The 13,059-nt window shown below is 74.3% G+C and carries 10 protein-coding genes; 4 read left to right on the plus strand and 6 right to left on the minus strand.

The annotated features are described in order from the left end of the window. Positions 1–3 precede the first annotated feature (3 nt). Positions 4–717, minus strand: a complete 714-nt coding sequence (locus EDF20_RS05610) for an NAD(P)H-hydrate epimerase (RefSeq protein ID WP_133737937.1) — start codon at positions 715–717, stop codon at positions 4–6. A 304-nt stretch (positions 718–1,021) separates the two neighbouring features. On the opposite strand from EDF20_RS05610, the gene EDF20_RS05615 reads away from it, so the two are divergent. Together EDF20_RS05615 and EDF20_RS15595 are read left to right on the plus strand one after the other, a co-directional pair. Next, positions 1,022–1,819: an alpha/beta hydrolase gene (locus EDF20_RS05615; RefSeq protein ID WP_123546782.1), complete on the plus strand. Its 798-nt coding sequence runs from the start codon at positions 1,022–1,024 to the stop codon at positions 1,817–1,819. 111 nt (positions 1,820–1,930) lie between these two features. Next, the gene (locus tag EDF20_RS15595) at positions 1,931–3,475 is read left to right on the plus strand and encodes an FAD-dependent oxidoreductase (protein WP_166644754.1); all 1,545 of its coding nucleotides are present in this window, start codon (positions 1,931–1,933) and stop codon (positions 3,473–3,475) included. Here EDF20_RS15595 and EDF20_RS15600 read toward each other — a convergent pair. Together EDF20_RS15600 and EDF20_RS05625 are read right to left on the minus strand one after the other, a co-directional pair. Next, on the minus strand, positions 3,388–4,212 hold the full coding sequence (locus tag EDF20_RS15600; protein ID WP_148050049.1) for a Pr6Pr family membrane protein: 825 nt from the start codon (positions 4,210–4,212) through the stop codon (positions 3,388–3,390). The genes EDF20_RS15595 and EDF20_RS15600 overlap by 88 nt on opposite strands. Positions 4,213–4,404: 192 nt before the next feature. Next, positions 4,405–5,244 (minus strand): aldo/keto reductase, encoded by an 840-nt coding sequence (locus EDF20_RS05625; protein ID WP_133737938.1) that lies wholly within the window; start codon positions 5,242–5,244, stop codon positions 4,405–4,407. Between the two features lie 377 nt (positions 5,245–5,621). On the opposite strand from EDF20_RS05625, the gene EDF20_RS05630 reads away from it, so the two are divergent. Then, positions 5,622–5,903 carry a hypothetical protein gene (locus EDF20_RS05630; protein ID WP_133737939.1) on the plus strand — a complete coding sequence of 94 codons (282 nt, stop codon included), beginning with the start codon at positions 5,622–5,624 and terminating at the stop codon, positions 5,901–5,903. Positions 5,904–6,042: 139 nt separating this feature from the next. Here EDF20_RS05630 and EDF20_RS05635 read toward each other — a convergent pair whose 3' ends face one another. From EDF20_RS05635 to EDF20_RS05645, 3 genes are all read right to left on the minus strand, one after another. After that, entirely contained in the window at positions 6,043–6,744 is a 702-nt protein-coding gene (locus EDF20_RS05635; protein ID WP_314103501.1) for an endonuclease/exonuclease/phosphatase family protein, read from the minus strand. A 179-nt stretch (positions 6,745–6,923) separates the two neighbouring features. Beyond that, positions 6,924–10,112: a S8 family peptidase gene (locus EDF20_RS05640; protein WP_133737940.1), complete on the minus strand. Its 3,189-nt coding sequence runs from the start codon at positions 10,110–10,112 to the stop codon at positions 6,924–6,926. Positions 10,113–10,369: 257 nt separating this feature from the next. After that, positions 10,370–11,521 (minus strand): helix-turn-helix transcriptional regulator, encoded by a 1,152-nt coding sequence (locus tag EDF20_RS05645; protein ID WP_166644755.1) that lies wholly within the window; start codon positions 11,519–11,521, stop codon positions 10,370–10,372. 142 nt (positions 11,522–11,663) lie between these two features. Between EDF20_RS05645 and EDF20_RS05650 the strand changes: the two genes are divergently transcribed. Further along, positions 11,664–13,007 carry a hypothetical protein gene (locus EDF20_RS05650; RefSeq protein WP_133737941.1) on the plus strand — a complete coding sequence of 448 codons (1,344 nt, stop codon included), beginning with the start codon at positions 11,664–11,666 and terminating at the stop codon, positions 13,005–13,007. Positions 13,008–13,059 lie beyond the last annotated feature (52 nt).

A 13,059-nucleotide genomic window follows, 5' to 3' on the forward strand; every position in this document is an offset into this window, starting at 1 on the left:
CCGTCAGGGGGCGGGCTCCGGCATGCTGATCACGGGCGGCACCGCCGCGAGGTCGGGCAGCAGGCCGATGTCGACGAGCACCACGTCGCCGGCGAGCGCGGCGGCGGGCTCGATCAGGAGCCCGGCCTTGTGGGCGCCGAAGGTGACGGTCAGGGCCGCGGGCAGCACGGTCGGGTCGGGCACGGCACCCCCGTCGGGGCCGATGCCGCTCGGCACGTCGACCGCGACGACGGGCGGGCCGTCCGCGGTCGTGACCCAGGGCAGCAGCGCCGCGACGACGTCACGAGCCGTGCCTCGCAGGGCCGGGTCGGTGCTCGTGCCGGTGCCGAGCACGCCGTCGAGGAGGACGGCCGCGCCCGACTCCCGGAGCCGGGCGCCCGCCTCCTCGACGGTCGACCACCGGGCCGCGTCGTCGACGACGGCACCGGAGGCGCGGGCCGCGACCAGCGCCTCCTCGTGCAGCCGGCTGCCGGTCGGGACGACCGTGACGGCGCATCCCGCGTCGGCCAGTGCGGCACCCGCGAGGAGCGCGTCGCCGCCGTTGCTGCCGCTGCCGACGAGCAGCACGACGGGCGCGGGCCACCGGTCCCGGGCCCGCAGCAGCCCCTCCACCTCGTGCGCGAGCCCTGCGCTCGCCCGCTGCATCAGCGGCTCGCCCGCGTCGAGGTGCGGCTGCTCGGCCGCCTTCACCTGTGCGGCAGTCCACCCGTCGATCATCGCTCCATCGTGCCCGCGCGCCGCCCACGCCGCCCGCCCAGCCGCCCGGCCGCCCCGCCGACCCGACCGCGCCGGCGGCGGGCGTTCCGGGTCGAGGGCGGGTCGCGGGCTACCCGCCCTCGAGCCTGAACACCCGCCCTCGACGGATGCGGCGGCGGATCACCGCGGCGGCGCCGGGGCGCGCGGGACGCGTCGAGGACTCAGGAGGCGCGGGCCGGCGGGCACGAGCCGCGCCGTTGCCGAGCGACCTGGCGACGAGGACGCCTGGATCGTCGACGGGTCGCCGCGCTGCCAGACTGGTCCGATGCGCGACCACGTCCAGAACCCCGTCGACGGCACCGAGATCGCGTACGAGGTGGCGGGCGAGGGCCCGCCCCTGCTGCTCGTCCACGGCTCCGGCCTGTCGCGCGGCGCGTGGCGCGGTCTCGGCTACCTGCGTGACCTCGAGCGCGACTTCACCGTCGTCGCCCTCGACCTGCGCGGCCACGGCCGGAGCGGCGCGCCGCACGACGCCGCCTCGTACGACATGGCCCTGCACCGCGGCGACGTCGCCGCCGTCCTCGCCACGACGGGCCTCGCGCCGGTCCACTTCGTCGGCTACTCGTTCGGCGCCCGCGTCGGCCTGTCGATCGCCGCGCACGAGCCCGAGCTGCTCCGCACCCTGACCACGATCGGCGGCAGCTGGGCACCGATGAACGGCAACATCGGCGCCACCTTCGCGCACGACTGGGAGGAGGCGCTCCTGACTGGGGGCATGCCCGCCTTCATCGGGCGCTGGGAGGACACCATGGGCCGCCGCCTCGACCCGGCGACCCGCCTGGCCTTCATGAACGACGATCCCCTGGCCCTCGCGGCGTTCTTCCGGGCGGCCGAGACGGGCGGCGGGCTCACGGCACAGCAGCTCGACGACGTGTCGGTGCCCACCCTGCTGATCGCGGGCACCCGCGACGAGGCACGGCACCGCGAGTCGCAGGACGCCGCCCGCCGCATGCCGACCGCGGCGTTCTTCGAGCTCGTCGGGCAGGACCACGCGTCGTCGCTGATGCCCGTCGACCAGGTCACCGACCTGCTGCGCACCTGGCTCGAGGCCGTCGACGCCTGAAGCGCGACCGCGTCGCGGCCCGCCCCGCCGCGCACCTGGTGGTGCGCCCCTCCGCGCACCTCGCGGTGCGCGTCGCCGCGCGGGCCCCCGCCCTGCGATGATGGACGCACCATGGGCATCAGTCGTCGAGCGTTCCTGACGGGGTCGGCCTCCGGGGCCGCCGTGCTGCTGCTCGCGGCCTGCACGACCGACGGCCCCTCCCCCGCGCCGACGGCCCCGAGCAGCACGCCGACGCCCACCCCGACCCCGACCGCGACGCCCTCGGCCGGGCCGACGCCGTCCGCGTTCCGCCGCAGCGGCTGGGCCGACGACCCGTTCGCGCGGGGCTCGGGCAGCTACCTGACCACGTCGTCGTCCGACGACGACCGCGCGGCGCTCCGCCAGCCGGTCGACGACCGGGTCTTCTTCGCTGGCGAGGCCACCGCGAGCACGGCGCCGGGCACCCTGGGCGGGGCCCGCGCCAGCGGCTTCGACGTCGCGGACGCCGTCGCCGGGGTCGCCGAGCAGGGCGAGCGCATCGCCGTCGTCGGCGCCGGGATGTCCGGCGCCACCGCAGCCAGGAGCCTCGCGGCGCGCGGCTACGACGTCGTCGTCGTCGAGGCCCGCGACCGAGTGGGCGGCCGGGTCACCTCGTACACCGGGGGCGACTGGCCGTTCCCCGTCCAGCTGGGCGCCGCCTCCCTCGACGGCGAGGCGGCCGCCGCCCTCGTCGCCGCGCTCGCCCTCGGCCGGGTCGACACCGTGCGCCTCGGCGGGGTGCTCGAGGTGCGGTCCTCCGGCGGGCAGGCGACCTCGCTCGTCGGCGTCCCCGAGCGTTCCCTCGCGTCGGCCGCCGGGTGGGCCGACGACCAGGCGGCCTCCGTGACGGTCGCGCAGGCCGTCGCCGGCGCCGGCGCGGGGCCCGAGCAGCAGTCGCTCGAGCCCGACGCCACGGGCGTGTCCGACGCCGCCCGCCTCCAGTTCGTGCTCGACGAGGCGCTGCCCGTCCGCTGGGGCGCCGGGCCGGACGACCTCGCCGAGCGACAGGACCCGGGCGACGTCGGCGAGCTCGCCGCCGCCGACCTCGGCAGCCTGTTCCCGCTCGGCGAGCCGTTCGTCACCGGCGACCTGTCCGCGTTCGTCGAGGCGCAGCTCGACGGCCTCGACGTGCTGCGGGGCAGCACGGTGGCCCGGATCCAGTACGGCGACCGCGGCGTCGGCCTCCGCCTCGCCACCGGCGAGAGCCTGTCGGTCGACCGCGTCGTGGTCACCCTGCCGCTGGGCGTCCTGAAGGAGGGGACGACCGAGTTCGCCCCGGAGCTGCCGACCACGCACACGGCGGCGATCGAGACGCTCGGCGTTGCCCAGCAGGAGGTGCTCTGGCTGCGCTTCGACGAGCGCGCCTGGAGCACGGAGGCGACGGTGCTGACCACGGTCGACGGTTCGTCGGGCTTCCGCGTCTTCGTCAACCTGATGCCCTCGACGGGCGAGCCGGTGCTCGTCGCGCTGGCGGGCGGGGACGACGCGGTCGCGAGCCTCGAGCTCGGCGACGACGAGGCCGTCGCCGACGCGCTGGCCGGCCTCGCGCCCTACTTCGACCTCGTGCCGGAAGCAGCACCCGAGTCCACGTCCGACCCCGACGCGGGCCCGGACTCGTCGGAGGCGCCGGCCGGCTGATCCCCGCCGGAGCCGCACACCTCCGCGCCGCCGACCTCTGCGCCACCGACCTGGGCGCCGCCGCCCTCAGCCCCCACGACCTCGGCGCGCTGGCCGCGCCGCAGCAGCACGCCCGGCCGCGGCCCGGGCCGCAGGTGACTGAGGGCGATCAGGGCCGACATCACCCCCGCGATGACGGCCAGGGCGATCGCGTTGTACATCACGAACTCGTCCGGCCAGCGCACCTGCGCGGGGTCGAGGAAGAAGTACGGGTACCAGCCGACGTCCGCGCCGCGCACGATCGTCGCGATGCCCCAGACGACCGGGAACACGAGCACGACCGACAGCATCGCCCAGCTGACGCGGGTGCGCCCGGGGGCGAGCACCCAGTCGACGACGAGGAACCCCGGGATCCAGAAGTGCAGCACCTGGGTCGACCAGGGAACGCCGATCGCGAAGTCGTTGCTCAGCGACTCGATCAGGATGATGCCGTAGACGATGCCCGACACGACGACGTAGGTCGTCACCAGGGCGTGCACCGCGGCGAAGGCGCGGCCCTCGGGTCGGCCCCGGAGCGAGAGCGCCCCCGACACGGCGAGGACGAGCACGTTCGCCATGTTGCTCTGCTGCGTGAAGTACGCGAAGTAGTTGACCGTCGAGAAGGTCGAGAAGCCGAGCGTGTAGAAGAAGTACGACACGAGGGCGGCCGTGCCCACGGCGGCGACGACGAGGCGCAGCACGCCGACGACTGTTCGCACCCTGTTCACTCGCTCCTGGTAGCGCGGGGACGCCTCGGGTAGGCCTCCCGTGCAGACGACGACCCTACTAGGACGGGCCGGTCTCCCCCTGCGGGGAGACCGGCCCGTCGGCACAGCCGGGTCCGGCCCGCGGGCCGGACGGGTCAGATCAGTCGCCGGACCTGACCAGACCGCAACTCATCTCAGCTCAGCTCAGCTGGGGATGTAGTCGAACGTGTCGGGGTCGGGGCCCGTTCGCTCGCCCTTGTCGAGGTCCGTGATGGCCGCGACGTCGGCGTCGGACAGCTCGAAGTCGAAGAGCGCGAAGTTCTCCTCGACGCGCGAGCGCGTGACCGACTTGGGGAACACGATGTCGCCGCGCTGCACGTGCCAGCGCAGGGTCACCTGGGCGGTCGACTTGCCGACGCGCTCCGCGATCTCGACGAGGGTCGGGTCCTCGAGGACCTTGCCCTGGGCGATGGGCGACCACGCCTCAGTGTGGATGCCATGCTCGACGCCGAAGAGGCGCAGCGAGTCGTTGGTGAGGTACGGGTGCACCTCGATCTGGTTGACCGCGGGCATCACGTCGGCCTCGTCCAGCAGCCGCTGCAGGTGCGCCTGCTGGAAGTTCGAGACGCCGATGGCCTTGGCACGCCCCGTGGCGTAGATCTCCTCGAGCGCCTTCCAGGTCTCGAGGTAGTCGACGTCCGTGGTCGGCAGCGGCCAGTGGATGAGGAACAGGTCGACGTAGTCGGCCTTCAGAGCGTCGAGCGTGCCGTCGAACGCCTTGAGCGCGTCGTCGCGACGGTGGAAGCCGTTGTTGAGCTTGGAGGTGACGAAGATCTCGGAGCGGTCGATGCCCGACTCGCGCAGCGCCTCGCCGACGCCTGCCTCGTTGCCGTACATCTGCGCCGTGTCGATGTGGCGGTAGCCCACCTCGAGGGCGGTGAGCGTCGCGTCCTTCGTCTGGTCGGGCTCGACCTGGTAGACGCCGAAGCCGAGCTGGGGGATCTCGACGCCGTTGTTCAGGGTGATGGTGGGGATCGATGTCATGCACCCATCGAACCACCGCCTCCCCCGGCGTTCTCAGCGACGTCACGGATCAGCCCTGGCGCATCCGGCCCCGCCGTGTTACCGTTGCAGGTCGCTTGGCAACGATCCTCTCAGATCGTTCCCGACTCACGGCCCTGTCGTCCACACGCAGGCCGAGTCGAAAAGCCTGCAGATCTTGTCTGTACATCTCGAGAACCCCGGTCCGAGCCTCACCCGCTCGCCTACTCACCGGTCGTCGCCCGAGACGAGGCCCGACCAGGCTCCCCGAGCCTGAGGACACCCGTCCGCCCCACCGCCGAGAACGGCGGTCCACGCATGCCCCGCGCTGCGTGCCACGACGCTGAGCAACACAGCACACATCGAAGAAGAGAACACGCATGAACGAGAACATCACCATCCTGAGCGGGACGGTCACCACCGAGCTCGTCCTGTCCACCGCCCGCCTCGCCGAGTTCGTCGTCGTCGACGCCTCCGGCGCCGAGTTCGTCGTCCGCGCCTGGAGCGACGTCGTCACCGATGACGTCCGCATCGGCGCGACCGTCACGGTCGAGGGCGCCCAGGGCTGGGTCATCCCCGGCCGCAGCTGGCGCCGCGAGCCGAGCCGCACCATCGTGCAGGCCTACGCCGTGAGCGCCCACGCCCTCGCGCTCGCCGCCTAGGCGGTCCCGAGGAGGCGCGACCCGCCTCCTCGACGCCCGTCGCGCCCTGCGCGTCGACGGCGCGACAGCACGACAGACGAGAGGCCCCGGTGCACGCGCACGGGGGCCTTTCGTCGTGGTCTCGTCGTCGGCAGCGCCGCTACGCCGTGGCGAGCCCGGTGGCGCGCACGAGGATCGGCCGGTGGTCGCTGATGCCGGCGGGCAGCGTGACGACGTCCTCGATGGTGAGGTCGTAGCTCGTCGCGAAGTCGAAGTGGCCCTTGACGTACTTGTAGCCGAGGTAGGTCGGCGTGCTGCTGCGGGTCAGGACGAAGCCGTCGCGCTCGATGCGCTTCTTGAGCCCGCCGTGGAACCACGGGTAGTTGAAGTCGCCGACCATGAGCATCGGCACTCCGGGCGCGAGGGCCCGCATCAGCTGGTGGGCCGACTCGACCTGCTTCTTGCGCAGCCCGTTCGTGGCGGTGAGCGGCGCGGCGTGGAACGAGCCGATCAGCACGTCCGCGCCCGAGATGCGGTCGTGCAGGTGCATCGCCAGCAGGCGCTCGTGCGCGGGCGACATGACGCGGTCGTGCATGCTCTTCTTCAGCGCGTAGACGTTCGTGCCCAGCAGCTCGAAGCGGGAGCGGCGGTAGTACGCCGCGAGGCCGAGACGGTTGTTCCGGGTCGACGCGGCGAGCGAGAACTCGCCGAACTCGTCGGGGATGTCCTTCGTGTCGGCCTCCTGGAGGCACAGCACGTCGGCGCTGTGGTCCTCTGCGAGGGCCCGGATCTCGCCCTTGGCCGTGTGCTCGCGCAGGTTGTAGCTCACCACGCGCATGGTGTTGCCGCTCTGTCCAGTCACGAGTGACGAACCTAGTCCCTTCGTGTTTCGCGGAGGCGCAGGGTGCGCTAAGGGGCCATCCGGCGCGTCGTCCGACAGCGGACGAGGAGGCGGTCCGCACCCTCCGGGGGGAAGGTGCGGACCGCCTCCTGCGCGATCAGCCCGCGATCGCGTCAGCCCGCGACGGCGTCAGCCTCGGCTCAGCGCCAGGGCAGCCCCGGGAACCAGCGGTAGAACAGGTCGCCGATGGCGCCCCAGATCCAGCCGATCAGGCCGGGCAGGTCGAAGCCGCCGTGGCCGGGGCCGCCGTGGCCGGGCCCGCCGGGCTCCCCCGGGCCGGGGCCCGGGTCGACCGGCGTCTCGGGCTCCTCGCCGGTCGTGACGGTGAGGTAGCTCGCCGTGCCCGTGTCGCCGTAGACGACGCGGCCGAGGTAGCTGCTCTCGTACGCGAGGTCGGACCAGGAGGCGGTGACCGTCGTGGTCTCGCCGAGCCCGGCCTCGAGCACGGCCGGGTCGACGACGAGGCCGCCCTGGGCCGCAGCCGGGTCGAGCAGGTACGACGTCAGCGTCCAGCCGAGGTCGCCCGCGCCCGAGTAGAAGTCGACGAGCAGCACGTACTGGCCTGCCGCCGGCGTCTCCACGTCGAGCTGCTCGTCGGCCGAGCCGGTGGCCGCGGCCCCGACCAGCTCGTCGGGCTGGCCCGACGCGTCAGCCGTGTAGAGCAGCAGGTCGAGGTCGGCCGTGTCCTCGGCCGAGTCGAGCACGAAGCGGGCGTGCGTCGTGCCCTCGGCGACCGTGAGCGGCACCTGGGCGGCGTCGGCGCCGGCGGTGCCGGAGCCCGTCGCGACCTGGCCGAGGGCGAGGCCCTCGGCGGCGAGCGGCAGCGACAGCGCGTCGCCGGCGGTCACGTCGACCGTCGCCTCGCCCGTCACGCCCTCGCCCGCGAACTCCGCGGCGACGTCCAGCTGGACGGGCCGCACCGCGAGCGGGCTGCGCGCGTCACGGGTGCCGTCGGTCCACGTCAGGTAGCCGGTGGCGAACTCGTCGAGCGCGGCCGTGGTGCGGGTGAAGGCGACCGTGTAGTCCTGCGTCTCGCCTGCCTCCGCGAAGGTCAGCGTCGAGGGCGAGACCTCGGCCGTGACGCCGGCCAGGGTGACCGGCTCGGCCGTCCAGCTGCCGGGGCCCGTCGCGGTGACCGACCGGGTGACCGTCGTCGTGCCCGCGAGCGAGCCGACGCTGATCGACGGCAGGTTCAGCGACGAGTCGGTGCCCTCGATCGTGTCGATCGAGTCGACGTACGCCTGCCAGTCGGCCGTCCCGCTGCGGTAGAGCAGACCCGGGTCGAGGAACGCCGTGGGGTCGACGTGGCCGGCGCCCTGCGCGAAGACGTCCTGGGTCGGCGCGCCGTCGGCTCCGACGAGGTCGTAGGCGGTGGTCATCATCGCCGACTTCACCTCGGCCGGGGTCCAGTCGGGGTGCACGGTGCGCGACAGGTAGAGCGCCGCGAGGCCCGCGACGTGCGGCGACGACATCGAGGTGCCCGAGAGGAACTCGTAGCTGCCGGGCTCGCCGGCGGCGTTGGCGCCGTCGGCCAGGATCGCGACGCCGGGCGCGGAGATGTCGGGCTTCAGCAGGTTGCCGCCGTCGGCCGTCACCGGCCCACGCGACGAGAAGCCGGCGATCTGGGGCGTGGCGGGCTCGGGCAGGCCGGCGGGGTTGCCGTCGACGAGGGTGACCGTCGCGCCCTCGGTGGCCGCGTAGGCGTGCAGGGCGTCGTAGGACGCCGCGTCGACGTGGACCGTGGGGACGACGTGCTCGTCGAGGTCGACCGAGCTGGGCGCGGGGTTCACGAGCAGCATGCCGACGCCGCCGATGCGCTCGACCTCGGCGCTCTTGGCCGTGCGGTCGTAGACGCCGCGGTCGCAGAGCACGATCGCGCCGGAGGCGGCGGCCGCGTCGGCGTCGAGCGAGTCGGGACGGCACAGGGCCGCGTCGGCCGCCGTCGCCCCGTCGGCCGCGAGGGTCGCCGCGTCGACGAGGGAGCCGCTGACGCCCTCGGTGCCGGTCGGCACCGTGATCGAGCCGCCGAGGTACGAGGCGCCGTCGCCGGTCAGGGCCGTGGCCGCGTAGCTCGGGACCGTGCTCGCGGCGACGGTGGTGATCCAGGGCGCCGCGTTGTCCGCGGTCGTCGGCGTGGGGCCGTCGTTGCCGGCCGAGGCCGCGACGAAGACGCCCGCCGAGGCCGCGCCGAGGAACGCCTGGTCGGTGGCCGAGAAGGTGCTCGTCGCGCCGCCTCCGCCGATGGAGTAGTTGATGACGTCGACGCCGTCGGTCACCGCGGCCTCGATCGCCGCGACGAGGTCGAGCGTGGCGCAGCCGTCGTCGTCGGTGGCGACCCGGTCGGGGCCGTCCCAGCAGACCTTGTAGGCCGCGATCTTCGCGGCCGGTGCCACCCCGGAGATGGTGCCGAAGTCGCGGTCGCCGATGGTCACCTCGACGTCGGCGTTGCCCGCCGCGGTCGAGGCCGTGTGCGAGCCGTGGCCGTTGCCGTCACGGGGCGAGAGGTACTCGCCCTGCTCCTCCGTGCCGATGTTGTCGACGCCGAAGCCGTCGACGAAGTAGCGCGCGCCGACCAGCTTCGTGTTGCAGTCCGAGGCGGTGAACTGGACGCCCGTCTGGCACACGCCGGTGAAGGTGCCGCCGTCGCTCTTGTCGTAGACGATCGAGTCGCCCTCGAGGTGCGGCTCGGCGCTGTCCTGCTCGCCGAGCGAGTCGCCCGCGAACGAGGCGTTGCCCGCGGCGATGCCCGAGTCGATGATCCCGACCACGACGCCGTCGCCCGCGGCGTCGCGGCCGCCGATCTCGTCCCATACGCCGCCGTTCCCCTCGGCGTCGCCGAGCCCGAGGAACTCGGTCGAGGGCGTCGCCTGGAGCTTCAGCAGCTCGTTCTTCGACACGGCCGCGACCGACGGGTCGGCGGCGAGGGCCCGCGCCTGGTCGGCGCTGAGGTCGGCGGCGAAAGCGTTCGTCGTCACCGAGAAGTGCGCGTCGACGGTGGCGCCGACCGCGTCGGCCACCTCTGCCTGGGTCTGCTCGAGGTGCTCGGACCACTCCTGCACCGGTGCAGCCTGCGCGTCGAGGCGCGCGCCCTCGGGGGCGGCCGTGGCGGCGAAGCCGGCCTTGCCGCCCTCGTAGGTCGCGGCCGCGGGCTCGCGCAGGGTGACGATGTACGACCCGCTCGCGAACTGGGAGTCGCCGACCACGGCGGGACCGTCGGCCGCCAGGGCCGAGGTGGCCGGCAGCGCGACGACGCCGGCGGCGACGAGTCCCGAGATGAGCAGTGCGGAGAGTGGAGCCTTCGGCCGTCGTCGGCCGGACGATGTGATCACAGGGTGCCTTCCGGGTGCCGCACCCGGTCGGGCACGGTCGATCCGTAAGAATTACCTGAGAATGCGACGACCCTCAACCGGGGGCCATGGCCGAACCCGGCCACTGTCCTCGATCGGCCACGGAATTTACACGGACGCAGCCGAACGGGGTACGCCCGGTCCCCCACGATGCCCACTGGACGAGGCCGCCCGCCGACCCGCGCCTCCTCGACGGGGTACGGACCGAGGAGGCGCGGGGCGACCGGTCAACGCGCGCGTCAGACCCAGCCGCGTCGCGCCGCCTCGACGCCGGCGTGGAAGCGGTTGCTCGCGCCGAGCTCGTCGAACAGGTCGTGCAGGCGACGGCGCAGGGTGCGGGGCGAGATCCCGAGCTGGCGGGCGATGACGTCGTCGGTGGCGCCCGCGGCCACGAACGCGAGCAGGTCGCGCTCGTCGACGGTCGGCGCGCGGAGGCCGGTCGTGGGGTCGGGCGGGCCGTCGGCGGAGACACGGCCGCCCGCCGCTCCGAGCACGTCGGACGGGACGCCGGGGCCCGAGCCCTGCGTGGCCGCCGCGAGCCGGGCCGCGACCTCGGACCAGTCGACGGCGGCGCCTGCTCCCTCGCCCGCGGCGCCGGCCGTCTCGGCCAGGGCGGGCACGGGGACGGCCGTCCGCCAGCGCGACTCGAACAGGTCGCAGAGGGCGGCGATCAGCGCGGGCGACTCCGTGAGGAGGGCCTCGGGGGCGGCCGTCGGGTCGTCGAGCGGTCCGACCGACACGAGCGCGACCTGGCGGTCGGCGATCGCGAGCTTGACCGGCAGGTCGTGGGTGACCCGCGCCTCCTCGCCGTCCGCCCCGAGCCGGTGGACTCCCTGCAGGCTGCCGTCGACCGTGAAGCTCGCGACCGTGTAGATCGCGCGCCAGTGCACGCCGCGGTTGAGCGCACCGCGCTCGACGGACTCGTTCGTGGCGACCACGTACGGCGGCCGGTCGAACGCGAGGAACTCGCCCCTCGCCCGGTGCTGCAGCCGGGAGTACCAGTCGCCCACCGCCGCGTGGCCGGTCAGCACCGTCGTCGTGCCCGACGGGTCGGCCACCCGGCGGCCGTCGTCGAAGAGGGCGCCCAGGCCCGAGACCGCGGTGCGGGCGTCGGCGAGCTGCTCGTCGTGGGCGGCGACGAGGGCGGACACCGCGACGCGGGGGTCGACGGCCCCGTAGCCGGGGGCCTGTCGGCCGTGGCCCTCGGCGGTGCGGTGCACGAGGCCGATGTTGCGCAGCTGCTCGAGGGCGGTGACGACGACGGCGTCGTCCAGCTCGCGGGCCGAGGCGATGGCGGCGACGTCGACGGTGTCGCCGCAGGTGAGCACGAACTCGTAGACCGCGGCGGTGACCGGGTCGATGCCGAGCGCGGCGAGGGAGGGCAGGGTCATCTGGCCATCGTGCCCTGCCGGGGCGTCCCGTGGCGACCCGGCAGGCCCGGCTGGCCCCTGGGCGACCCCGGCGTGCCCCGGGGCCGCCCCGCCGGCCGTCGCGGGGTAACGTCTTCCGGATGACCAGCTTCGGGGACGCTCCGTGAGCGACGGGGCGACCACCGCCTCCTCGCTGCGCCCCGACGTCCGTCGGCGCCGGTCGCCGGACCTCGCGTCGTGGCTGCCCGCCCGCTGGTCGACGGTGCTGACCGTCTACCTGGTGTCGCGCGTCTTCTCCCTGGTGCTGCTCGCCGTGGTGTGGGAGGCCGCGCGCCTCGCCGGCGTCGAGTTCCGCACGCCGGGCGCCGAGCTCTCGCTGCTCGACTTCACCACGTCGTGGGACGCCGACCGCTACCGGACGATCGCCCTGCAGGGCTACCCGACCGTGCTGCCGACCGACGCGGCGGGGAACGTGCTGCCGAACGAGTGGGCGTTCCTGCCGGTGTTCCCGACGCTCTGCCACCTGCTGATGGTGGCGACGGGCATGCCGTTCAGCGGTGCCGCCCTGCTGCTGTCGACCGCCTTCGGCGCGGGCGCCGCGCTCGTCCTCTACCGGCTCGTCGACCGGGCCGTCGGGCACCGCGGCGCGATCTGGGCCGTGCTGCTGCTCTGCTTCGGGCCGCTGGGGTTCCTGTTCTCCGTCGGGTACGCGGAGGGGCTGATGCTGTTCCTCCTCTTCGGCGGCGTGCTCGCCATTCAGCAGCGGCGGTACGGGCTCGTGCTCGCGTGCGGCGTGGTCGCGGCGTTCACGCGCCCGGGAGCGCTGGCGCTGGCACTGGCGCTCGCCGTGCACCTGGTGGTGCGGTGGCGGACGGAGCGGGCTGCGGGCCCGTCGTCGGGTCACGAGCCTGCTGCCGGGGTGTCGGGGGCGTCGTGGGCGTCGTGGGCGTGGTGGGCGTCGTGGGCGTCATGGCCGAGACTGCGGCCGTGGCCGTGGCAGGTGCTGCCCCGGCGCGACCTCGTGCAGATCGTCACGGCGGGAGCGGCCGTCGCCGCGGCCGGGCTCGCCTGGCCCGTCGTCGCGCACCTCGCCACCGGTCAGCACGACGCCTACCTGCAGACCGAGATGGCCTGGTGGGTCGACTACGTCGGCCGCCCTGCCTTCGTGCCGCTGACGCCGTGGTTCCTGCTCGCCGGGCGGTGGCTCGGCATCGCGGGCATCGCCCTCGTCGTCGCGCTGCTCGTGCTCGCCGCCGTGTGGTTCACCCGCCGGTCGACGCTGCGCCTCGGCCACGAGACCGTCGCGTTCACGGCGAGCTTCGCGCTCTACCTCGTGGCGGTGTTCCTGCCGCAGCAGAGCCTGTTCCGGCTGCTGCTGCCGCTGACGCCGCTGCTCGGCGCGCCGGCCGTCTCCGAGCGGCCCGTCGTCCGCCGGACGCTGCTCGTCGGCGGGATCGTGCTGCAGCCGGTTGCGGTCGTGCTGCTCTGGCTGTACGTCGCGCCGTAGCTGCAGCGCGGGCGCGCCGTAGCCGCAGCGTGGTCACGCCGTAGCCGCAGTC

This window comes from Frigoribacterium sp. PhB116 (assembly GCF_004364285.1).
Taxonomy (GTDB): Bacteria; Actinomycetota; Actinomycetes; order Actinomycetales; family Microbacteriaceae; genus Frigoribacterium.